Consider the following 21,884-nt stretch of genomic DNA (forward strand, 5'->3'; position numbering starts at 1 on the left):
TCTGCCAAAAGTAATACCTTTGATTCCAGTTCCAGCAAAAGGAGTTTTTTGTGAGCAAAACAGTCTTTGAATTAGTCGATCAACTGCCTCAAGACAACATGACTGTCAAAGCCCTGCGAGCGCTTGACTTTGTGGTTCCCGGTGAGTGGAACAATTTAGTTGGCTTTGAAAATACCATTCGCACCGTTACTGGCGAAACAGACGAAGAACTGATTCAGCAAATTGGCGAGCGCGCCATCTACCTCTACAACGATAAATCTGAGGGCTACCAGCGTGCTCTCTGGCTCTACCAAACTATTGACAGTGCCTCTAGCGCCCTCGGTACCGCAGCCCTCGCTAACAAAGTCTCCCAAAATGTGCCGTTTTTGTCCCTGCTGGGCAATCTCACTCCCAAGCCGGAAAAAGCTCAAACGATCGACCTTTCTTTGAAGTTAGTCACAGAGTTGCTAGCTTTTTGCCAAATTAACGGCCTTCCCGGCGACAGCATTGGCGATTTTGCTGCTTCCTTGGGCGACTACGGCGGCGAATCCCTGATGCGGATGGCTGCTTTGGTTTGTTTCGATGGTTTGATTCCCCTGGGCCCAGACTTTATCATGGCAACTCAGTCTTGGATTCAGAGACTCTCCCCCAGCGATTTGCAAGATAATTCGGCCTTTAAGTCGATCGGCAGCATGATTCCAGGGGGCTCTCCCGCAGGCCAACTCGGCTTTATCGGCGAAAGCTTTAACTCGGTTTCTGGCTGGATGAGCTCTTTTGTGAGCGATCGAGGTTTGACTCCCCAAAACGTACTTGGCCACTTGCAGAGTTTTGTGGAAATTTCTGCTGACAAGGTGGACTACGTGGGCGCATTCCTCGACATGACTACCAACTACTACGAACACACCGGTGTTCAAACTCTAGCCCGCCGTTTGATTGAACGAGCTGTCGCTGAGATTTAGAATAACCAAAGGAGTTGTGATATTGGCGGTCGATCGCCCTGTGAGAGTGTTTTCAGTTCAAATTTTTTTGACTAGCCATTCTCTCAGGTTGGTTTGCGATAAAATGTGTGCCCTCAAGAAAGTCGATCGCCCGCTTGCTCAACTCCCAACTCCTTACCGAATCACTTTTAACAGGAAGCGTTAATGTCAGAAGAACCGAAAAATCCTACCGCTGGCGAATCGGAAACTCCCAATGCGTCGATCGAGAACGCCCCGAGTTCCGACACTGCCGAGACAACCGACTTTCCCAGCACTGACCAGCCTCAGCCGGCTGCTAAAAAGCCCAAAGAACCGAAAAATCCTACCGCTGGCGAATCGGAAACTCCCAGTGCGTCGATCGAGAACGCCCCGAGTTCCGACACTGCCGAGACAAGCGACTTCCCCAGCACTGACAAGCCTCCAGCGGCTGCTAAAAAGCCCGCAGCCAAGGCCGAAGGCGACAAGCCCCCAGCTAAAGCTAAAAAGGAAAAAGCACCTGCTGTTGAAGACAAGCCCTTTGCGGAATTTATTCAACAAGATTATTTGCCCGCTTTGCAAACTGCTTTGACTAAGCAGGGCGTTAAGGATTTAGAGGTGAGTTTTACCAAGCAAAAATTCCCCGTTTTTGGCATGAGTTCTGCCGGGGATTGCTGGCAGGTAATTGGTAAATTCCAAGAAGGAGAGCGCCAATTTAACCTGTATTTTCCTCAAGAAAATATTCAAAGTCAAAGAGCATTTTCCTGCGCGGAAAATAAGACCAAAACCAGCACTTTAGAGCCTTTTTTGATAGATGAGCGCAAGGTAACACTAGACCTCATGGTGTTTGGCGTCGTCCAGCGGCTTAACGCTCAAAAATGGCTAAATCTTAATTAGTCAGTAGTCATTAGTCATTAGTTATTAGTCCTTAGTCGATGGTCTTCCGGCACTTACTAATGAGTGTCAGGGCGGGTAAATTTGAATATAAACTTTACCCCTCGCCCTATCTCTAATTTTGCCCCGACTGACTCAGAAGTGAGAACTCATAGCTAATGACTATTGACTATTGACTAATGACTAATGACTAATGACAGATTTTCTTCGGATTTGGTCAAAAAATTGCGAGCTTGCATAATCCCGTAAAGGTTAACATCTGTTTCTAACAAACAAGCGTGACCGCTGTTAGCCAGCACCACCATTTCAGCTTTGGGAATTACCTTGACTAAAAGCTTCGCTTCTACTAGGGAAGGCAGCAGCCGATCTGCACCGCTAGCAATTACTAGCGTCGGCTGTTTGATGCCGCGCAACTGATTTTCGTCAACATTAAACGATCGCACTAACGCCAATCTCCACACAGACGTATTTTGCGGTACTGCTTGCATCGCTTCTAGCAAAGCGCGCCGATCGTCGCGCCCAATCTTTCCTAATGATGCTAATATCGGCAATAAACCGATTACCGACAGCGGATAAAGGTTTGCCGGCAGCCACTGAGTCAGGTACGATCCCCACTGCACCCAAGGCTGCTGTCGAAACGAAGAAGCTGGATTGACTAATATTAATCGATCGCACAATTGAGGAGCTTCTAAAACAGTTTTCATCGCTAAACAGCCCCCAAATGACTCGCCACACAGATAAACCGGCCGCTTCGGCTTTCCCGCTTGCTTTTCTGCTTCAATTAAGGCAATTGTTTCGCTAACCAGTACCTCCCAACTAGCCATGTCGTCAGCCGGTACAGTTAAGCAGCGAATGTCGAAATGATTTGCTAATTTAGCAATTTGGGGCCTCAGCAGCAAACCACTGCCATCCATACCGGGCAGAAATACAAATAAAGGGCGCTCTGGTTTCGGCGGTTTGGGGGTTAGGAAACGAACCTTGTTGTTAGCATTTGCCATGATTCAAGTCAATCGATTTTAGATTTTAGATTTTAGATTTTAGATTGGAAATCTGACACCAGCCCACAGTCAACAGTCAACAGCCAACAGTCAACAAACTTACAAACTTACAAATAACCTTGTTGGAGTAATTGTGCAATTTCTCCCTGACAGTGGTTTGTGAGTTCAGCCACAACTGCTTTGGCTTTTTTGCCTCGATATTGCTGCTGTCTCTCGACAGTAATCCAGTAAGGCTGGCCGATTAAAACATTAACTCGCTGATAAATTATCACAGGATGCCACCCAGAGCGATCGAACAGCGGTTCCGAAGGATCAAACAAACTCAACAACTTGAGCGGTACACCCGATCTTACCGAGTGTTCCTCAAAAGAACTAATGGCCACCGGCAAAACCGCCAAATCCCGCACCGGCGCCCGCAAAGCCAAATGAGCAAATCCTCGCTGAAACTTCCCCACAGTATTGGGTCCAGTCAGCTTCACCATCGGTTCTGCACCCTCTGGAAACACCCCCACCATCTCCCCGCTTTGCAGCAGCGCTGTCGCTTGAGAGAAAAAATGCTGCTGTCGGTGCTCTGGTGCTTCCAAGGGGAAAGCGCCGAAAGTCGTGACAACTTCCCTCATTAGCGGAACTTGACCCATGTAATGATGACAAGCAAAGCGGATCGATCGACCCAAAGCCGCCGTCAGCAGCACAGGATCTAAGAAACTGCGGTGATTGCTCACCACCAGCACCGGACTCTCTTGGGGAATCCGGTCTTCCCGGAACACAAACGTCTGCGTTCCCAAACCAGCCAGGAAACAGCGCGAAATCAGCAATTTGCTCTCTGAAGACATGGGCGAAAAGACAGGTGCGACGCTATAAAGGTTGATTCCATTCTCACGCAGCTTAACATTACTTTACCAAGGCAGGGCTCCCTCAAAAAGTAGACTTTCCCATCTACCTGGGCTTTATAGTTCAGGACGCATGGGATAGTCAGACACTTAGTTTTTTCAATAAAAATTGCATTCGCTCCTTGAATACCGATCAAAAAAACCCAGCTTCTTTGGTATAGCAACTCCTCAGACAATTGTGGTGTAAACTAAGAACGATCTTGTTTGTTGCAAAGTGATCGCACCACTCATGGCAAAACCCTACAGCTACGATCTACGCCAGAAAGTCATTCCAGCAATCAATCTCGATTGCTTAAAAATTATTGCCCTATGGCTAAAGCGACAAGACCAAACAGGAAGCTTTCTAGCTTGGTTGCCAGAAGCTACTGCTCTACTTGTGGCTTCCCTGACTTTGACAAACCCAGCTCAGGCCGCCAACCCGGAACACATCAAGCAACTGTTAGAAACTAAACAGTGCAAAGGTTGCGATTTAACAAACGCTCAATTAAGGGGTGCGAGTCTGGAGGGGGCTAATTTGGCAGGAGCTAACTTAGAAAATGTATATTTGTACAAAGCTAATCTTGTCAATGCTAATCTTAGCGGTGCTAATGTCAGATCTGCTGACTTAGGAGATGTCAACATGAAAGGAATTAACCTGAGCGGTGCTGACTTGACAGATACCAATCTTAAAGGCAACGATATGACGGGCGCTAACTTAGAAAATGCCAACTTATCTGGAGCTATTTTAAAGTGTAATAAAACAACTCGAACTAGACTGACTTATGCCAACCTCAAAAAAGCTAACTTGACTAAGGCCGATCTCAAGGGAGTATCGCTTATAGGTGCAAATCTCGCAGATGCCAACCTTAACGAGGCAGATCTGAGTCCTGACCGTTATCGTGCGGGGAACATAATCTATATTTCTTCTGCCTATCTCAGCGGTGCTAACTTGAGAAACGCCAATCTTAACAAGGCTACGTTAAATCGCGCTAATTTATATAGAGCTAATTTGAAGAATGCCCTTTTAAGTAACGCTAGGCTGAATGATGCTACTTTGTCTAGAGCTAATTTGAATAATGCCATTTTAACTAATGCTAGCCTTAGTTATTCTAACTTGGAAATGGCTCAATTAACGGAAGCCGATCTAACGAAGGCTTCTCTAAGGATGGCAAACCTGGAAGGAGCAACTTTAATTAAGGCAAACCTCAGTAATGCCGATCTTGTGAAGTCCAAACTTGTTGATGCTAACCTAACAAATGCTATTTTAAAATCAGCCAGATTGGTAGATATCAACATGAGTAGAGCTAACTTAATGGGGGCAGACCTCAGCGGTGCGGAAATGAGTAAAAATAACCTCTGTGATGTCACAATGCCAGATGGCAAAAAAACTAAAGAAGGTTGTGGCAACTGATATCGAACTCTAACTGTCGCCAAAAGAGAAAAGTTAAGTTGATTCATTTGATTTGAACTTGGATGGAACAATGCCGATCTTCGCCCAAAAGTCGAATTCGTAAACAGCTAGATGAGTTTGATTACTTACTCCATGCGATCGCAGATGTCTTACGCCTTGCGTCCTAACACGGGCGGTTGCTATATTGAGGGAAAGCAACAATTTATAAAGTCTTGTTGCGACTTCTGTAAAAATGCTTAAAATAGCCCCCAAACCAAGCTAGGGTAGCTAAACTGATAAATCTACAGTGGGGATTGACGCACTGTCAAAGTATTTTTGCACAAGTCTTAATAGCAATCTCGCCAGGAGCAAAATGAATAATATCCAAAACTATCGCCTTAAATGTACCCTCACCTTTGGCGACATTTACGGTCAAATCATTGTTTGGCTGATAGTCATCTTCCTAAGTCTAGCGTCGGCACTCGCCTTGTGGAGTAGCGCCCGCCAAATCTTCGCCTTGGCTACCGTCGGCTTGATTTTAGTGCTGTCTCTGCCCTTCTTGCTGTTTGCTTTCGTTACAACTCTGCTAAATAACATTGAAGTGCTTGCCGTAGAACCCGGTACGGAAACTCAACCTTCTGCAACGGGCAATCAGTCCAATCAGCAGCCTGTCGAAAGCGCCGGCTAGTCCAATGTGAAATTTTGATTTAACTTTTGATTTTCCATTCAACTCAAAAGTTAAAAAACTTCCTGCGCTTTTGGTAGGAAGTTTTTTTTTGCGTCACCATAAGTTGAGCACAACACTCAAAATAATTCAAAAAAATGCTAGAACACGACGTAATCATTGTAGGCGGCGGTTTAGCAGGTTGCCGCGCCGCAGTAGAAATTGCCCGGACTGACCCCAGTTTAAAGGTAGCTGTCGTCGCCAAAACTCACCCGATTCGATCGCACTCCGTCGCAGCCCAAGGTGGGATGGCCTCCAGCCTCCAAAATGTCGATCCCGAAGACAGTTGGAAAGCCCATGCCTTCGACACAGTAAAAGGTTCAGACTATTTAGCCGACCAAGACGCGGTAGAAATCCTCACCCGCGAAGCGCCCGGTGTAGTCATAGATTTAGAACACATGGGAGTCCTCTTTTCCCGCCTCCCAGACGGCAGAATTGCCCAGCGCGCTTTCGGCGGACATTCTCACCGCCGCACCTGCTACGCCGCCGACAAAACCGGTCACGCCATTCTCCACGAATTGGTCAATAATCTGCGCCGTTACGGAGTTCACATCTATCAGGAGTGGTATGTCACCCGCCTGATTTTGGAAGAAGGCCAAGCCAAGGGGGTAGTTATGTACCGCCTTCTAGACGGTCAAATTGAAGTTGTCCGTGCTAAGGCGGTGATGTTTGCCACGGGCGGTTACGGCCGAGTTTACAATACCACGTCGAACGATTACGCCTCGACGGGAGACGGTTTGGCGATGACGGCTTTAGCTGGATTGCCGCTGGAAGATATGGAATTCGTGCAGTTTCACCCGACTGGTTTGTATCCCGTGGGAGTGTTGATTTCGGAGGCGGTGCGGGGCGAAGGCGCTTATTTGATTAATTCAGAGGGCGATCGATTTATGGCGAATTATGCCCCGTCGCGGATGGAATTAGCGCCCAGAGATATCACTTCGCGGTCAATTTCCATAGAAATTCGCGCCGGCCGAGGAATTAATGTTGATGGTAGTGCCGGCGGCCCCTTTATCTACCTCGATTTGCGGCACATGGGACGCGAAAAAATCATGAGCAAAATTCCTTTTGCTTGGGAAGAAGCCCACCGTTTGTTAGGAATTGATGCCGTAAATCAGCCGATGCCCGTCCGCCCTACAGTTCACTATTCAATGGGGGGAATTCCTACTAATGTTAGCGGGCAAGTTCGCAGCAGTCCTGACAGTTTGGTAGACGGTTTCTTTGCAGCCGGGGAAGCAGCTTGCGTGTCGGTTCACGGCGCTAACCGTTTGGGCAGCAACTCGCTTTTGGAATGCGTAGTTTACGGCAAAGTTACTGGCGCAACCATAGCACGATTTGTCCAAAATCGCAAGTTACCTGCCGTAGACGAGCAGCGTTATATTACGGAAGCAAAAGAGCAAATCCAGGCACTTTTAGAACGTCCCGGAAAATACCGGATCAATCAAATCCGGCAGCAGTATCAAGATACTATGACTGAGTATTGTGGCGTATTTCGTAGCGCCGAATTGATGCAGGAAGGTTTAAAGAAATTGGAGGATTTAGAGCGACAATATGAGGAGGTTTACTTAGACGATAAAGGCAAGTTGTGGAATACGGAAATTGTGGAAGCTTTGGAGTTGCGGAGTTTGATAATTGTCGGAAAAATGATTTTAACTTCTGCTTTGAACCGTCAGGAAAGTCGGGGAGCTCATTCGCGGGAAGATTTTACTGAGCGCGATGATGGGAATTTCTTAAAGCATACAATGGCGTATTATTCGCCGGCGGGGATTGATTTGGCTTATATGCCCGTGGCGATTACGATGTTTGAGCCACAGGAACGTAAATACTAGAAGCTAGTTTGAAATCCTTGTTCCCGTGCTGAACTTGGGAACAAGGAAAACCTTACACACAGCAGAAGTTAAAAATGCTAGGATATAATAAAATTGGCTAAAATAAATAAAAAATATTTTGGTTACAATGAAAATAATCTGGTAATTTACTGAACAATAACTATGAGTAAAACAGCACATACATCTCAATTCCAGCAAGCTCTTGAAGCTGTAGAAATTTTATCATTAGAAGATCAAGCCATGCTTCTAGATATTCTTCAGAATCGTCTGCGACAACAGCGACGAAATGAATTACTCAAGGAAGTGGCAGAAGTTCGTCAAGAGTATGCTGAGGGCAATGTTAAATTTGGGTCGGTAGCCGATTTTATGGCGGAGTTGGATGATTGATGAAAATTGGTTGGACTCCCAAATTGACAGGAGATTTATCGGGTATCTGGTCGTGTTCCATAGATTATGATTATCGGATTTTATTTGAGTTTGCGATCGATCCAGAAGATGAGGAGGAAACTCTTTTATTGCTCAAAATGGGTTCTCATGATGAAGTCTAATAACTGTGTCATCCCCGCTTAATGTCCCGCCTATTAACTCATTATGTGGTTTGAGTTCGTTAAATAAATCTTTTGGTGCATATCTTTCCCTTAACAAAAAACGGTTAATGCTATCGTGAGATAGTTCCTCTAAAATTTCGGAAAGCCGACAGCAACCTGAATATTTAGACTCAGCTAAAAGAAAATATGTGTACTTTTCCAGGTTGCACTGTGCAGTAGATGGCTTAGTTCTGGTTCTAATATTTTTTCTCCCCTAATAGCTTAAGCAATTTTACCCAATTCTATCTGTTTTGGGAACTGAACTCACCTCAGTTCCCGATATGCACAATTGAGCTATTTTGTCAATGCGTAAGTCCTACAATTTTTTGTCAAAGCCCGCCCTTCCGCATAATATCAAATCCTAAGATGCGCCGTACTGGATCTACTTGGCTAATATCGGGGAAACTATTAGTAGGATACGGATTCATTCCGTAAGTATTTACTGATAGTTTATTGCCATCAGCACTCACATCAAGAGTGACATAATTAAAGGTATCCGGTGAGTAAAAATCTACAGGTTGACGTAATGTATTTGCATTAGGATCGCCTTCGCGGAAAACATTTTGTAATCCGGGGAAGTTAGGATCTAAACCTAATAGATCAACCCCTGTTGCTTGCTGTTGTGCCACAATGCCATCAGCTAAAGATTTAATGTTCTCAAAACTGTGGTTATTAATTAAACCAGGGCCAAAAGCTGCCATTGGGCCAGCAACAATTGTCAACGCATTGGGTACGCGAACGCGAGAGCCTGTTAGCGGATCTGTATAAGTTAATTCGTTAACTCGATTTTCGTGATCGTCAGCGGTCAGAAAGACAACATTATCGATCTTGTTATCAGCAATAAACTTGAGTAAATCGTTACGTTCGGCGCGATAACCTCCAATCCAAGTTTTTCCTGTATCTAAGGGGATAATTTTATTCCCGCTGGTGCTGGCATTTTCATCAATTGGTGCGGAAATAGCCACTATTTTCCAGGTAACACCATCATTTTTAGCTTGGAGGAGTGTTTGTTTAAGCCAATTAAGTTGAGTAGATCCCAACATTGTGCGATCGGGATTATCTGCACGAGAACCAACATCATCGACAATTCTACCCTCAGCGTTGGTTCTTCTCATCCGAATATCTCGGTAAGAGCGATCGTCAACGTTCACAAAAAGCGCATTTGCTCCCCACGGCTGAGCAAAATATTGCTGTAAAGTGCCATCAATGCGAGGATCGTTGGGAGCAGAAATGATTTTTTCCCGGATAGGTTGATAATCTTGATAAGGTTTTAATACTGCTTGATATCCGGGTGTTTTGTTAATAAATGTGCCAGTTGTATTGGCATCGTAAATGGGATTAGTAGGATCTACGCCTGCACCTGCTGGCGTTCCTGCTGGCGCTCCACCATTGGCGAATTGTTTATCTCCCAATTCGTGATTATCTAACAGTGTATAGTTTCCTTGAGCAGCATAAAACGATCTCAATCCTGGGAAACCATTGGGTGTAACAGGTAATAAATTTTCCAGGTATTTACGGCGATAATCAGCTAAAGCTTGCGCGGGATCTGCGAAGGGATCGGCGGTAGCTGGAGATATACCTACACCAGTAGTTGTATTACCGCTTGGTGTTTCGTAAATTGTATCTCCCAAATAAACCAAAAAGTCCAAATTCAGTTGATTGAAATCTTTAATTAAAGGATAGGGTCGCCACTCACCCGCAGTATCTGCGCTAAAAGCCATGCGGAGAGGTGCTTGCTCGGTTTTATTGGGTGCAGTTTTAAATGTTCCGACTGGACTAACTTCTCCCCCCGGTGCTAAAAATCGATAGTAGTAGCGCGTATTACTCTGCAAAGATGTGTTATCCAATTTGGCAGTGTAATCGCGATCGGGATTAGTTTTAGTCAGTAAAGTGTTTTGGATGCCGTTAAATTGTGGATCGGTGGCAACTTGCACAATTAAATCAGTGATTTTGCCTTTGTTAGTGGTAGGGTCGGCGGTGCGCGTCCACAGAATAGCGCTATTTTCGGTGGCATCTCCCGCTGCTACAGCATTGAAGAATATGTCAGTTTTAAGATTACCAACGCGACCTTCTTTCAAACCATAATTAACGAAATGTTGTAATCCTTGTTGGTAGTTGAATCCAGCATTTTGCAAATCTTGGTTGTTGGCCACGTAATAACTAGCGCTGAAAAACTGGGAGGAAGCACGTCCTTCGTTGATGCCAAACTTTTGAAAATGTTCGTATAATTGTTGGTTGTTGAGATTAGCTGTCACTAAATCGGGATTAACTGTGCGATAGTAATCTAGATCGAAAGCAACAGAAAATTTTCTGCCTTCCTTTAAACCGAATTGTTCAAAGTGCGATAAAGCTTCGGTATCATTTAAGCCAAGTAAGTCTGGGTTGGCAGCACGATAAAAGTTGGGGTCAAATAAGTTAACTGTCATAAATCTCTTTTTTGCTCAGTTTTGTCTAAAAATTGAGATGATAAAATATTGCAGTTCCAAGTATACTTGATAACAACGATTTTAGATTAATATTAAATTGTATTACAAAATCAGCTCTCCCGTACTTGTGGTGATAACGCAAGCTTATAATCTAGCTGCATCAAAGTTTTCAACCTTCATTACTGAGCAAAAATGTATTAGCCAATACTTTTTACACCAAACATCCGGGAGAGCCCCAGTGTGGTCTGGAAAAGCAGGAGGTAGAACAACGCGGTCAACGCTTTGGGTCATAATTCCCTCCGAGGTTTTATAATTGGCGATCGGTAATATCAATTCCGATTGCACCGGAATGATATTGACGGTGAACAGTCAACAGTCAACAGTGAGTGGCATTGTTAAGGACACAGCATTGCTGTGTCCTTAAAGTTATAGGGTACTCAAAACTCAAAATACTCCTTAAGGCTTCGGTAGCGCACCTTCAGGACTAGGAGAAGCAGCCGGTTTGGGAGTGGCCGCAGCCGCAGGAGAAGGCGAAGGAGTGCCACTAGCTAACTGATTAATTTGGTCTTTATAGTTAGGAGGAGCTAACTCAGTAGCTCGATCGAACAGCGTTTTTGCCTCATCTGTTTTGCCCTGTTCCTTGAGCACGATCGCCTTTCCTAAAGTGGGGCGAAAATCTTTGGGATTAGCCTTAGCAGATTCGTCGTAAATTGCGATCGCCTCCTCGTAGCGCTTCTGCACAGCATAAACCTGTCCCAAAATCAACTGCACTGAAGTTACATCAACACTTTCCGGTTTCGCCAGATTCGCAGCCGGAGCAGCCTTCAGCGTATCTTGCAGCAATCCGATCGCAGCTTCTGGTCGCTGCTGCACCAGCAGTAAATTCACCAACCCCTGCAAAGCCTTAATTTCCCCAGGCTTAGACGCTAAAATTGACCTGTAAGCTTGAGCAGCCCCTTCGCGATCGCCCGTGCGTTCCTTAGCCTGAGCCAGCAAAATCCCGTATTCAGTAGTCTCAGGATTCAGCGAAGCCAACTTTTCCAAAGGAGCGATTGCATCCTTAATGTCCCCCACTCCTTGGCCGATCAACTCCAGCCGCACCTGCAACAATCCCCGTAAAGCCGTTACGTTGTCTGGTTCTCGCTGCAAAACCAATTCGTACCCCCTCGCCTGAGCTTGCAGCAACTCTGATTGCTTCTCCCCAGACTGCGCCGTTTGAGTAGGTGTTGGAGTTGACGTACTTTGGGCTTGGCTGGCCTTGAGAATACTGTCCAAAATGGGAACCAGAGAAAATCCCAAAAAAGCGATGAGCGACAGCACCACCACCACAGTAATCAACCCACGACGCTTATTTGCTTTTTCCATAATTCAACTATCCCAGCTTAAAATCTACTATTTTCTAAGAATTAACGCATCGCTCAGGGGCGTCTGCCATTTAACTAGATCCATGCAACCATAAAAGTTCTTAACTTCAAAGTCCGAACGGACAAAGCAGCCTTTTACTTGCAGCTAATATGGTAACAGACCCATAACTCCATGCTAGCTAAACAATTTTGGACACTCAGACCTGCAGCCCCACGGACTGCGGTGTCTGTCCAATTTAGTCTGGTCAAGCTAAAAATTACCGAAAATATGGCGGATCAGGCCGTTAGGTAATTGGATTAAGTAAAATAGGCAAGCTGAATATCCTAAATGCTATTAGCCAGCAACTCCAGATCAGCGCGATCGCAGGATCGATCAGTCAGCAACTCCCAAAGTCCTTCCTCGCAAGGATTTTAGCAGCCAGCGAACCGATCGGCACTCGTAGCGTTGAAAGTTGGCGTTGACGGGTCACAACCAGACCTCCGGGCGCAAGCCCGCCTGTCAGGTGCTAGTAGTTTTTAAAGCAGTTTCTTCAGTTTATTCCTAATTTCCCTTAAGGGATGTGTCTCCGCTGCAAGGAGTTTTTATGAACCCCTCTCCCAACCGGTCTTCCAAATCGTCCAAATCTACTTCAACTCGCAAGGATCAGCCGAGCGAACTGGCCGTCAATCCGCCTAAAGATACAGATTCCATTCCTGAGACACCAGACGAAAGTTCGGTGCCTTCGGCGTTGGCTGCACCTGTTGACCAAAATCAACCGGCAACGCCAACAGACGCCCCAGCGTCCAAGGATAGCCTGCAACGACCACGCTACAGTTCTGCCCCCGACAAGGACAAAACAAAGCCACAAGACCAGCCCAGCAATGCTCCTGTACCCCCGGCGCCTGCAGCGTCTTCGACACCTGTCAGCGATACTCCAGCCCTAGCAGTCGCACCGCCGGCAAACGCCGAGCCTGCCGCTAACGAAAGTCAGGCAGCCGAGGACATACCCTCCGTCATGCGCCAACATCCCATTCCCCCCCCCAGCGAACCCAGGCAGTACCGAGCTGTTGGTTTGGTGCGGGGTCGCTACACACCATCAGAAGAGCAATTCACCCGGGGTATGCTGATAGCTGCCGACGGAACTGCCATCGACGCAGTTTTGCTGGGTAGAGTCATGAGTTTAGTCAAAAATCACCTGGAGCTGGAACAAGAACACCTGTGGGTGGTCTATCCCCGCACCCGGCAAGAAGACGGCAACTTGCACGCCCAGATTATGGGAGTTTGGGAGCCGGAAACGCTCAAGAAACCTCCCGAACCTTCCTCTGATGAGGAAAATCAGGAAGCAGCGGAGATTGAGGCTAGTGACGAAGCATCGACCGCATCTTTGCCTCCCTCGGAACCTGATGTTGAAGATGGCTATTTTTCGATTAGAGGTGAGGTGATTTATCAATCCCAAGACCAAGAAAAGTATGTCATCGTCAAAATCAAGCAAGCTCCCCGCAAGAATGACGACAAGATGAAGTTTTTTAAGTTGAAACTCAAGGGAGATTTAGCTACAAAGGCGATCGGGTTTTTTTGGGATTTCCACGTCAAATTGAAAGCTGACAGTCTGATGATTGAGCAGGCTAATAATATTGGTGCCCTGCCGATTAAAAAGCGGAAATTCCCCCCTGGTAGCAAGCCGCCCGGTGGCTTCAAAGGAGGAGGGAAGCGTCCGTTTACTCCTAGGCCCAGCGGTGACGGTGCTCCTGTAGGGCGTCCTACCATCAAGTCCGCAGCAGCAGCAGCACCGCGTGTCCCGAAGGAACCTCTTCCTAAGCCGGTTAAGAAGCCTAAGCCGATCGAGGAATGAACCCATTTTAGATTTTAGATTTTAGATTTTAGGTGAGTGCATCACTTTCCCATGTGTGCAGTTTTTTACCAGAATTCTTGAATCTAAAATCTAGAATCCTGGACGCACTCGCGAGGAGCAGAAACCGGGTTTCTTGACCAACAACCTAAGCTTTCAGGCCCGCGCTAGGGACAAGAAACCCGGTTTCTGGGACCTGGTGCGTCCACAAATAATCTAAAACCGCCAAATCGCCAATCTCAAATCCTTTATTCGAGCCTCACTTGTGCGCCCCACAAATCTTGCGGGAGAAATACTCTGTCGGTGGGTAGGGGAGCAACTGGGGCCGTGAGGGTAAATTGACCCGCTTCAATTTGCTGCTTCAATTCCAATGCTACTTGCCGGGAGAGAAACATACTAGCAAGGGGGGCTGCCCGCACAGGTTTGCCCTCTATCAGGATGCGGCCAGTCTTTAATTGAGCGTAACTAACTAAACCGAATGTGGGACGAACGCGCCGGGGGATAGAGAAATCTACCACCGGCGCTACTATTTTTTTGTCTGATACTGCACAGTGGGCGACGACTGTTTCATTTAAGACGGGAAAGGGGATGCCGACTCCCAGCATCAGGGAGGGGCCGTAGTTTTTGAAGTAGCAGCCGCGCACCCATTTCGAGTTCATCTGTTTGGCGTCGCCGATGAGTGCGAGGGTAGCGGCAGGGCCGATGGGGGTGCGGTTGGGCTGGCGTTTTTGCAGCGGGAAGTGCTGGGTTCCTTCCCAGGTGATGTAGCCCTGAGCGCCTCCTAGGAAGATGCGGGTGCCGATGCCGATGATTTCGAGGTCGGGGTCGTTGAGCAGGGGAGACATGGCTCCAAGGTTCGAGTAGACGGCGTTGCCGAGGTTTGGTTGCAGGGGGCCGAGGTAGGTGAACAGCGGGCGATCGCCTCCGTTGACGCCAACAATAAAGTTTTGATATGCGTTACGGGGATTGAATAAATAAAACTGGTTGATTGTATCGCGGGTAATCGTGGTTTCAAAGGAGGCGCGGGGGTAGCAGTCTGTTACTTGCCCCAAAGCCCGCAACTGCACGGGTTTGCCTGCTATTAAGTCTTCGATGACGTGTCCGCCGCCCCGTTCGCGGGATTCTTCGCCGTCTTCGGCTACTTGGGTGGCTCCCAGGTACAGGTCTACTGCCCCGAAGCCGGAGTAGGCTAAAACGCCGTCTAGCCAGCACTGGCGGATTTTTATCGGCGGGTCGGTATGGCCGAGGTTGATGATTGCACCGGAGGATTCCATGGGCTCGAAGGTGCCGGTGGTAATCACATCGACTTCTTTGGCGGCTTGGGTAATGCTGGTTTCTTGAACTCTAGTTTTGAGTTCTTCGATTGTCCAGACTGTGGCTTTGCCTTGGCTGATTTTATCGTTGATTTCGTCGATCGATCTCATATATTTTAGATTTTAGATTTTAGATTTTGAATTGATTGATTTTGGAGGGATTTTGATTTTAAATTAATTTTGGATTGATGGAAGGTCGATAGAGCTGGTTGTTTGAGATAAAAGCAATATATTATAACTGAGATGTTGCACTATTCTCAATAAGGATTTTATGAACAGGCAAGATGCCTGTTCCACAGGAAAATTCACTCTTCGTGAAACAGGCATCTTGCCTGTTCTGGATAATGATGCAAGATGTAAATTATAACGGATACAATAACAATATCATAAATAAAATAAAGGGCGATCGCCATGACTCAAGCGATATTAAAACGAGTCAGCTTCGATGAATTTCTTGACTGGTATCCTAAAAATTCTGAAAACCTTTATTTACGAACTGCACAATGGAGCTATTGTTGAAATCCCTAACGCCACCGGAGAATATTCAGAAGTAGCTGGCTTCCTTGTCGCTGAACTCAACTTTGAAATCCGACGACTAGGACTTCCTTACTTCATTCCCAAAGAATGCGTTGTCAAAGCTGATAACGAGCTATCTGGTTACGAGCCGGATGCGATCGTTTTAGACAGGCAAGGAACGGACAGCGAACCGAGATGAAAAAAGGAATCTATCATTACAATGGGTAGTTCTGTCCGGCTAATTGTCGAAGTTGTCAGTACCAATTGGCGGGATGATTATGGCTAAAAATTGGTGAATTACGAAGCTTTGGGCATTTCTGAATACTGGATTGCGGATTATTTGGGACTTGGTGCCAGACGCTATATTGGCAACCCGAAAAAACCTACTTTTTCTGTTTACCAGTTGATTGACGGTGAGTATCAAGTCAGTCAGTTTCGGGGTAGTAATAGGGTTGTGTCACCCACATTTGGGCAGTTTAATTTGAGTGCTCAACAGCTTTTTATAGCCGGCAGAGATACGGTAAAAAATGCGAGGCTTGAAGATAGTTAGTTGAGAGTGTTAGTACCACATTTTTCCTAATTTTATAGTGAATACTTCTGTACTATAACTGGCAATGAATCAGAACTGAAGTCATTATGAACCTTAACTATTGATTTTCAGGAGCCTCATTTTCAGCATGATCGGGGATGTCGGGTTTCTGTTCTGGTAAATATTTTTCTGGTAGGCTTTCGGCGACTCCTATAGATTCATGTTTTTCATGGATAGCAGAATCGATTGCTGCTAAGGTTTTAGGGCTGGCACTCCACTGGTTTAGAATATCTTTAATGAGGGCTTCCCTAATCCAAACTTGAGCTACAACGGTGAGGGGGAGAGCTAGCAATAAGCCTAAAAATCCAAAGAAGGTGGCGAAGAATACTTGAGCTATTAATGTTACTGCTGGCAGCAGTGATACTTGCTGTGCCATGACGTAGGGGGTGAGGACGTTGCTTTCAAACTGTTGAATTAGAAAGTAAAGGATTAGGACAAAACCTGATTGTAAGGGAGAATCTAAAAGTGCGATCGTCATTGGGGGGATGACGCTCAAAGTGGGGCCTATATTGGGAATTAGGTTAAGAAATCCTGCTACTACAGCGTGAGCTAGCGGTAGGGGGACTTGCAAGACCGACAAACCAATTAAGCTCAAAAAAGCAATCACACTCATGCTAATGAGAGCGCCGATGACCCATCGACCGAGAGCTATTTCGCATTCATCTAAGATGCCATCGACTCGTCGCCGATAAAAAGATGGAAATAGTTGGATGAATGCTTTGCGGTAAGATAGAGGTTCTGCTAATGTCATCAATGTCAAAACTATGACTAGCAAAAAGCTGAGAATAACGCCTAATGTGTTACCGACAAAGGCTCCTGCACCGCCAACGAGTTGGTTGAATAAAGGTTGCAGTTGTTGCATGATGTCGTTAACATCAAGATTGGGCAGCCGCTGACCAAATTGTCCCGAAAAACGACCTTCAAATTGATCTATCCACTGATTTAATCTTTCTATTCCTTGAGGGGCTCTTTGGGTAAGTTGTTGAAACTGTTGGGTAAAGGGCGGGACAATTATCAGGAATAAGCCTACGAATACGAGGATTAGGAAGCTAACTGATAAAAGTACAGCGATCGATCTTTTGAGTCCGAATTTTTGCAAGTAGCGTGCTAGCCTGTTTAAGGCGGTGGCTAAGACGACGGCCGCAAACAGCAGCAGTAGGGCCTGCCTGATTTGCCACAAAATGTAACAAGATGCGATGAGGGCTAATAAGCCCATCCACTGTCCTAGCTTCATTAGATTTTAGATATTAGATATTAGATTTTAGATTGAGGAATAGGGTATGGGGAATTACTGCTGGCTAATTGCTCTGCAGCCCAGACGCGATGAATCGCCTCTATACAAGATACAGCAGATGGGCGCGATCGCATCTTTGAATCAGATACCCCTACTCGGACAGCAGCATAAGCAGCCTCCTCAATTCCCTTTGGCGAACACCTGCTGCGCTGTCAGCTTCAATTCAGGGAAAGTTGGGGACTCAATAGAGTCACCCCCTCTGAACAGTTTGACTTGGTATTCCCCCTCAATTAGTTGGTAAATCGAAAAAGTGGGTTGTTTGGGGTTGCCAATAAAGCGTCTGCCACCCAATCCTAAATAGTCTATAATCCAATATTCTTGAATACCCATTGATTCATAAGCCTCAAGCTTTAGGGCATAATCATCACCCCAATTAGTGCTAGTTACCTCGACGATTAGGGGGACTGATGAACCCATGGTGATAATTGATGATTTTTCCCATCGCGGCTCGTTTCCAATGGTTTGTTCGTTAAGTACAATAATATCTGGTTCATATCCCGATTCCTCGCGCATGGGTTTGATGACGCATTCTTTGGGGATGAAGTAGGGCAAATTGAGACGCTCAATCTCTATTCCGACTTTCAGTGCGGTAAAACCGGCAACTTTAGAATGTTTACCTGTTGCTTTTGGCATCTCAACAATCTCTCCATTGTGCAGTTCGTAGCGGTGTTCTGAATTCTCAGGATACCAATCAATGAATTCATCGAATGTTACTAATTCTGTGATGGTTTGAATCATGGTGAGTGCCTCAAGTTTGGTTTTGATAGCTGTACGGGGAATTAAGATTTTGGCAAAAACATAGTCTTTAGACCTAGTGTAGATCGATCGCACTTTTTGATGGCGTCTCTACTGCTGCTGTTGGCGCGATCGCCAGCCGAGGATAGCAGCTAAGATGATACTGGGGGTAAAGACGGCAATTAGGGCGTTGAGGTCGGTAGAGGGTATGGATAAGCTAGGCCCTGCGTACTTGATGGCCAGGGAAAGGGCGGCGGATAGGGTGAATACTTTGAGGATGGGGCTGATGTTGGTGTTCATGGACGTGGTGGTTGGTTGTATAATCTGTTTTTGGGCGGGGGCTGGAAATATTGACCCTCACTATTATGCCAAGTCCCTGCCGTTGTGCCGTGTGGACTTTGGGGAAAAGTGCGATCGCTCGTGGGGGAGGGTGTTGATAATATTGATGAAAATTTTGGGTAAGCTTCTGTTTAAACGTAGGTTCGCATAACTGAGATTTCCTGCCTTAACCTAACTCAGCAAGAACATACCTTGTTGCTGGCGATCGTTTAAGCAGGTCAAGCATGTTGCCGGAAAAATTGATAAATTACAGGTCGTCAACTCAAAGGATCACAGCCAAAACCGATGATTAGTGTCAAAACTTTTTTAGAGCAAGCTCAAAATCCCGACTTTTGGAAAAGCCTAAATCCACAGCTAAGTGTAGGTGAAGATTTTACTTCACTATCTGGAAGTGTTCTTTCACTTGAGCAAGAACAGATAGAAAAACTGTTGTTCAATCTCAAGAATGAGGGCTATTTTCAAATCGATTCGTTTTTGTCGGAAGTAGAGATTTCGCGCATGGCTGCTGGCATTGAAAAACTGCGACAGTCAGGCTTGCCTGTCCCATTCGCGTTCATTTATGATGAGTTTTGGCAGACATTTTGTCGATTGTCTCAGATATTATCAGTTATTCTGGGCGAGGAGTATCGACAGTTGCCCGCTTTTTGGGCTTGGTACATCAACACAACCAATACTGAAAAAGGATGGCAACCACATCGCGACAACTTGAATGAGACTCTTTTAGCAAACGGAATGCCGAAATGTGTAACAATCTGGATACCCCTGAGCGATGCCATTCCTCTCAATGGATGTATGTACATCCTCCCTGCTCATTTAGATCCCAATTATGACGGTAACTTCCAAAAAGGTGAAAAAAAGGAAAGTATCAACTTTCAAGATATTCGTGCATTACCCGCAACAGCAGGTTCGGTCTTGTGTTGGAATCACGCGGTATTGCACTGGGGAGGCCGCAGCAGCGAAAGAGCGCCTCATCCACGCATAAGCTTAGCTTTTGAATTTCAGCGAAGTGAGGTTGAGCCTTACCAAACTCCACTGCTCGATCCGTATAATCCACCCAATTTTAATCAGCGTTTGGGCTTAATCGGAAAACAGATCCTTCAATATCAGCATATGTATCCCTTGTCAGAGGAAATTGCAGAAGTTGCTACAGAACTGGAAAACAAATATCTACTACCCTTACTTAAGAAGGAAGATAACTCTATCATGGAAAACCAAGAATTAGATACAATAGAGAAAATTCGGCAGCAATTTGAAACGTCTCCTTATCCTAGAATACCGCTAGATCAATCTCCTAAAAATGATTATTTGTCACTCTATATTCATAACTTACTAACGCCTTACTATTTAAGAAATCAAAAAGTAATTGAAACTGAAGGTAAAGTTATTTTAGATGCGGGATGTGGCAGTGGATATAAAGCTTTGACTTTGGTCGAAGCAAATCCGGGCGCTAAAATTGTGGGGATTGACATATCAGAAGAATCTGTTAAATTAGCTAAACAACGCCTGCAATATCATGGTTTTGATAATGCAGAGTTTTATGTTATGCCCATACAAGATTTACCGAGCTTAGGATTAGAGTTTGATTATATCAATTGTGACGAAGTTCTTTATCTGTTGCCTGATATAGCAGTAGGCTTACAAGCAATGAAATCTGTTTTAAAATCAAAGGGTATTATCCGCGCCAATCTCCACAGTTTACTTCGGAGGGCTATGTATTTTTGCGCTCAAAAACTTTTTACCTTGATGGGTTTAATGAATGATAATCCCCGCGAACTAGAAATAGACTTAGTTAGAGACATTATGAAAGCCTTGAAAGATCAAGTTATGATTAAGGCGCTAACTTGGAATCCTGAAGAGGCGGCAACAGAAGAATGGATTTTAATGAATTATTTATTACAGGGGGATAAAGGGTATAATATCCCTGAAATGTTTGCAGCATTGAAAACTGCTGATTTAGAGTTTGTCAGTATGGTCAATTGGCGACACTGGGAAATGACCGATTTGTTCAAAGAACCAGATAACTTACCTGCGTTTCTAGAAATGAGCCTGCCAGAAATTTCTGTCGAAGAGCGGCTGCATTTATTTGAACTGTTACATCCCGTCCATCGCCTGATTGATTTCTGGTGCGCTCTTCCCAACCAAGGTGAGCGTTTTGTGCCAGTTGCCGAATGGACTCACTCTGACTGGCAGGTAGCGCGGGTTCACCTGCATCCTCAACTGAAAGCTCCCCATGTGAGAGAAGACCTGCTCAAGTGCATTGCCCAGCAACGACCCTTTACTATTAGCGGTTATATCCCTTTGTCCAGCCAAGTGCCGATCTCGATCGAGAGTATGGTTGCCGCTTGCCTGCTGCCTTTGTGGGAGGGAGCGCAGCCGATAATGTCCCTAGTCGAACTGTGGCTCAAGCTCAAGCCACTCGATCCTGTTACCTTAGAGCTAGTGAGCCACGAGACAGCTTTTGAGGAAGTGAAGGAACTCTTAAGTATGCTGGAAGCTTTTCTGTATGTGCTTTTGGAGCGATCGGCTTGAGAACGAAAAAAAAATCCAGCGAGTGATATGAAAGCCGTCAGAAGTGGGTAAGTTATCTCTAAGAGTTAGAAATCAAGCATCCCACCCCTCTAGGAGAAACAAACCATGAAAACTGAATTTAAAGCCAGATTCCTGCAACACCTCAATCAAAAAAGACAGGATAAGGGTTTCACCCTGATTGAACTGCTGGTCGTTATTATCATCATCGGTATTTTGTCTGCTATTGCTCTGCCTTCCTTCCTCAACCAAGCTAACAAAGCCAAGCAGTCTGAAGCCAAGCAGTATACAGGTTCAATGAACCGCGCGCAGCAAGCTAAATACGCAGAGAATGGCAACTTTGTAACAGACACAGTTGACGGTCTCGGTATTGGCATCAAAACTCTAACCAGTAACTATAAATACACAGTTGTTGCAGGCGCTAACTCAAACGTTGCTAACCAAGCAACTTCCTTGTCTGACGCCCTTTTAGCGTATACAGGAACTGTGGCTCTAGTTACACCTACCGGTCAGACTGATGCAACCACTATAGCAGTATTATGTCAGGCTGATAAGGCAGGAAAAACGACTCTGGCTGTTAGTGTTCCAACTGCCACTGGCTTAACGTGCACTGTGGGAAGTGAAGTCACTAAATAGGAAAAGTATGAAATAGAGAATAGCTCTCGCCGTCCTAGCATAAACGTTTTCAGAAAGAAAGTGGGTAGTGTTTGTTCATGCTACCCATTTTCTTTTC

General features: G+C 45.6%; 18 protein-coding genes and 4 pseudogenes. 13 read left to right on the forward strand and 9 right to left on the reverse strand.

The genetic code is table 11. From position 1 onward, the window contains the following. Nucleotides 1-50 precede the first annotated feature (50 nt). Nucleotides 51-938 carry a hypothetical protein gene (locus QUA07_RS13170; protein WP_333325772.1) on the forward strand — a complete coding sequence of 296 codons (888 nt, stop codon included), beginning with the start codon at nt 51-53 and terminating at the stop codon, nt 936-938. A 183-nt stretch (nt 939-1,121) separates the two neighbouring features. Continuing rightward, on the forward strand, nt 1,122-1,829 hold the full coding sequence (locus QUA07_RS13175) for a DUF2996 domain-containing protein (protein ID WP_333325774.1): 708 nt from the start codon (nt 1,122-1,124) through the stop codon (nt 1,827-1,829). Nucleotides 1,830-2,002: 173 nt separating this feature from the next. On the opposite strand, the gene QUA07_RS13180 is transcribed toward QUA07_RS13175, so the two are convergent. Together QUA07_RS13180 and QUA07_RS13185 are read right to left on the reverse strand one after the other, a co-directional pair. Then, the gene (locus QUA07_RS13180) at nt 2,003-2,824 is read right to left on the reverse strand and encodes an alpha/beta hydrolase (RefSeq protein WP_333325777.1); all 822 of its coding nucleotides are present in this window, start codon (nt 2,822-2,824) and stop codon (nt 2,003-2,005) included. Nucleotides 2,825-2,931: 107 nt separating this feature from the next. Then, complete coding sequence (locus QUA07_RS13185) at nt 2,932-3,657, reverse strand: lysophospholipid acyltransferase family protein (protein ID WP_333325780.1); 726 nt, start codon at nt 3,655-3,657, stop codon at nt 2,932-2,934. 286 nt (nt 3,658-3,943) lie between these two features. Here QUA07_RS13185 and QUA07_RS13190 point away from each other — a divergent pair. From QUA07_RS13190 to QUA07_RS13215, 6 genes and pseudogenes are all read left to right on the forward strand, one after another. Next, nucleotides 3,944-4,060: pseudogene (locus QUA07_RS13190) on the forward strand (IS630 family transposase); the annotation flags it as partial. Nucleotides 4,061-4,090: 30 nt separating this feature from the next. Further along, entirely contained in the window at nt 4,091-5,104 is a 1,014-nt protein-coding gene (locus tag QUA07_RS13195; RefSeq protein WP_333325843.1) for a pentapeptide repeat-containing protein, read from the forward strand. Nucleotides 5,105-5,456: 352 nt separating this feature from the next. Next, nucleotides 5,457-5,771 carry a hypothetical protein gene (locus tag QUA07_RS13200; protein ID WP_333056259.1) on the forward strand — a complete coding sequence of 105 codons (315 nt, stop codon included), beginning with the start codon at nt 5,457-5,459 and terminating at the stop codon, nt 5,769-5,771. Between the two features lie 134 nt (nt 5,772-5,905). Next, on the forward strand, nt 5,906-7,633 hold the full coding sequence (locus tag QUA07_RS13205) for a succinate dehydrogenase/fumarate reductase flavoprotein subunit (protein WP_333325783.1): 1,728 nt from the start codon (nt 5,906-5,908) through the stop codon (nt 7,631-7,633). A 162-nt stretch (nt 7,634-7,795) separates the two neighbouring features. Next, on the forward strand, nt 7,796-8,020 hold the full coding sequence (locus tag QUA07_RS13210; RefSeq protein ID WP_333213463.1) for a hypothetical protein: 225 nt from the start codon (nt 7,796-7,798) through the stop codon (nt 8,018-8,020). After that, on the forward strand, nt 8,020-8,181 hold the full coding sequence (locus tag QUA07_RS13215; protein ID WP_333325786.1) for a hypothetical protein: 162 nt from the start codon (nt 8,020-8,022) through the stop codon (nt 8,179-8,181). Before QUA07_RS13210 ends, QUA07_RS13215 begins: the two co-directional genes overlap by 1 nt. 1 nt (nt 8,182) lies before the next feature. On the opposite strand, the pseudogene QUA07_RS13220 reads toward QUA07_RS13215, so the two are convergent. From QUA07_RS13220 to QUA07_RS13230, 3 genes and pseudogenes are all read right to left on the reverse strand, one after another. After that, nucleotides 8,183-8,422 (reverse strand): annotated as a pseudogene (locus QUA07_RS13220) (IS701 family transposase); the annotation flags it as partial. Between the two features lie 127 nt (nt 8,423-8,549). Then, nucleotides 8,550-10,646, reverse strand: a complete 2,097-nt coding sequence (locus tag QUA07_RS13225) for an alkaline phosphatase D family protein (RefSeq protein WP_333325788.1) — start codon at nt 10,644-10,646, stop codon at nt 8,550-8,552. 456 nt (nt 10,647-11,102) lie between these two features. Next, nucleotides 11,103-12,011, reverse strand: coding sequence for a tetratricopeptide repeat protein (locus QUA07_RS13230; protein ID WP_333325791.1), 909 nt, complete (start codon nt 12,009-12,011; stop codon nt 11,103-11,105). 583 nt (nt 12,012-12,594) lie between these two features. Between QUA07_RS13230 and QUA07_RS13235 the strand changes: the two genes are divergently transcribed. Continuing rightward, nucleotides 12,595-13,842, forward strand: a complete 1,248-nt coding sequence (locus QUA07_RS13235; RefSeq protein ID WP_333325794.1) for a hypothetical protein — start codon at nt 12,595-12,597, stop codon at nt 13,840-13,842. 245 nt (nt 13,843-14,087) lie between these two features. Here the strand turns inward: QUA07_RS13235 and QUA07_RS13240 are convergent, their stop codons facing one another. Further along, nucleotides 14,088-15,263, reverse strand: coding sequence for a homocysteine biosynthesis protein (locus tag QUA07_RS13240; protein ID WP_333036886.1), 1,176 nt, complete (start codon nt 15,261-15,263; stop codon nt 14,088-14,090). 300 nt (nt 15,264-15,563) lie between these two features. Here QUA07_RS13240 and QUA07_RS13245 point away from each other — a divergent pair. Beyond that, a pseudogene (locus tag QUA07_RS13245) lies at nt 15,564-16,218 on the forward strand (Uma2 family endonuclease). Nucleotides 16,219-16,315: 97 nt separating this feature from the next. On the opposite strand, the gene QUA07_RS13250 reads toward QUA07_RS13245, so the two are convergent. The 3 genes from QUA07_RS13250 to QUA07_RS13260 form a co-directional block, all read right to left on the reverse strand. Further along, on the reverse strand, nt 16,316-17,491 hold the full coding sequence (locus QUA07_RS13250) for an AI-2E family transporter (protein WP_333081475.1): 1,176 nt from the start codon (nt 17,489-17,491) through the stop codon (nt 16,316-16,318). Nucleotides 17,492-17,671: 180 nt separating this feature from the next. Further along, nucleotides 17,672-18,289, reverse strand: a complete 618-nt coding sequence (locus QUA07_RS13255) for a Uma2 family endonuclease (protein ID WP_333325797.1) — start codon at nt 18,287-18,289, stop codon at nt 17,672-17,674. A 108-nt stretch (nt 18,290-18,397) separates the two neighbouring features. Next, complete coding sequence (locus QUA07_RS13260) at nt 18,398-18,586, reverse strand: hypothetical protein (RefSeq protein ID WP_332984302.1); 189 nt, start codon at nt 18,584-18,586, stop codon at nt 18,398-18,400. Between the two features lie 537 nt (nt 18,587-19,123). On the opposite strand from QUA07_RS13260, the pseudogene QUA07_RS13265 reads away from it, so the two are divergent. From QUA07_RS13265 to QUA07_RS13275, 3 genes and pseudogenes are all read left to right on the forward strand, one after another. Continuing rightward, nucleotides 19,124-19,564: pseudogene (locus QUA07_RS13265) on the forward strand (phytanoyl-CoA dioxygenase family protein); the annotation flags it as partial. Nucleotides 19,565-19,828: 264 nt separating this feature from the next. After that, nucleotides 19,829-21,154, forward strand: coding sequence for a class I SAM-dependent methyltransferase (locus tag QUA07_RS13270; RefSeq protein WP_333325846.1), 1,326 nt, complete (start codon nt 19,829-19,831; stop codon nt 21,152-21,154). A gap of 105 nt (nt 21,155-21,259) precedes the next feature. Further along, nucleotides 21,260-21,787, forward strand: coding sequence for a type IV pilin-like G/H family protein (locus QUA07_RS13275; RefSeq protein WP_333325800.1), 528 nt, complete (start codon nt 21,260-21,262; stop codon nt 21,785-21,787). Nucleotides 21,788-21,884: the final 97 nt, after the last annotated feature.

Origin of the sequence: Microcoleus sp. T3_A4, from assembly GCF_036700465.1 — a bacterium.
GTDB lineage: Bacteria > Cyanobacteriota > Cyanobacteriia > Cyanobacteriales > Microcoleaceae > Microcoleus.

Coding starts and splice junctions, on each gene's coding strand:
- QUA07_RS13260 (WP_332984302.1), bottom strand. CDS start 18,586: ATGAACACCAACATCAGCCCCATCCTCAAAGTATTCACCCTATCCGCC.
- QUA07_RS13210 (WP_333213463.1), top strand. CDS start 7,796: ATGAGTAAAACAGCACATACATCTCAATTCCAGCAAGCTCTTGAAGCT.
- QUA07_RS13215 (WP_333325786.1), top strand. CDS start 8,020: ATGAAAATTGGTTGGACTCCCAAATTGACAGGAGATTTATCGGGTATC.
- QUA07_RS13270 (WP_333325846.1), top strand. CDS start 19,829: ATGGAAAACCAAGAATTAGATACAATAGAGAAAATTCGGCAGCAATTT.
- QUA07_RS13180 (WP_333325777.1), bottom strand. CDS start 2,824: ATGGCAAATGCTAACAACAAGGTTCGTTTCCTAACCCCCAAACCGCCG.
- QUA07_RS13250 (WP_333081475.1), bottom strand. CDS start 17,491: ATGAAGCTAGGACAGTGGATGGGCTTATTAGCCCTCATCGCATCTTGT.
- QUA07_RS13185 (WP_333325780.1), bottom strand. CDS start 3,657: ATGTCTTCAGAGAGCAAATTGCTGATTTCGCGCTGTTTCCTGGCTGGT.
- QUA07_RS13235 (WP_333325794.1), top strand. CDS start 12,595: ATGAACCCCTCTCCCAACCGGTCTTCCAAATCGTCCAAATCTACTTCA.
- QUA07_RS13205 (WP_333325783.1), top strand. CDS start 5,906: ATGCTAGAACACGACGTAATCATTGTAGGCGGCGGTTTAGCAGGTTGC.
- QUA07_RS13175 (WP_333325774.1), top strand. CDS start 1,122: ATGTCAGAAGAACCGAAAAATCCTACCGCTGGCGAATCGGAAACTCCC.
- QUA07_RS13255 (WP_333325797.1), bottom strand. CDS start 18,289: ATGATTCAAACCATCACAGAATTAGTAACATTCGATGAATTCATTGAT.
- QUA07_RS13230 (WP_333325791.1), bottom strand. CDS start 12,011: ATGGAAAAAGCAAATAAGCGTCGTGGGTTGATTACTGTGGTGGTGGTG.
- QUA07_RS13225 (WP_333325788.1), bottom strand. CDS start 10,646: ATGACAGTTAACTTATTTGACCCCAACTTTTATCGTGCTGCCAACCCA.
- QUA07_RS13275 (WP_333325800.1), top strand. CDS start 21,260: ATGAAAACTGAATTTAAAGCCAGATTCCTGCAACACCTCAATCAAAAA.
- QUA07_RS13200 (WP_333056259.1), top strand. CDS start 5,457: ATGAATAATATCCAAAACTATCGCCTTAAATGTACCCTCACCTTTGGC.
- QUA07_RS13240 (WP_333036886.1), bottom strand. CDS start 15,263: ATGAGATCGATCGACGAAATCAACGATAAAATCAGCCAAGGCAAAGCC.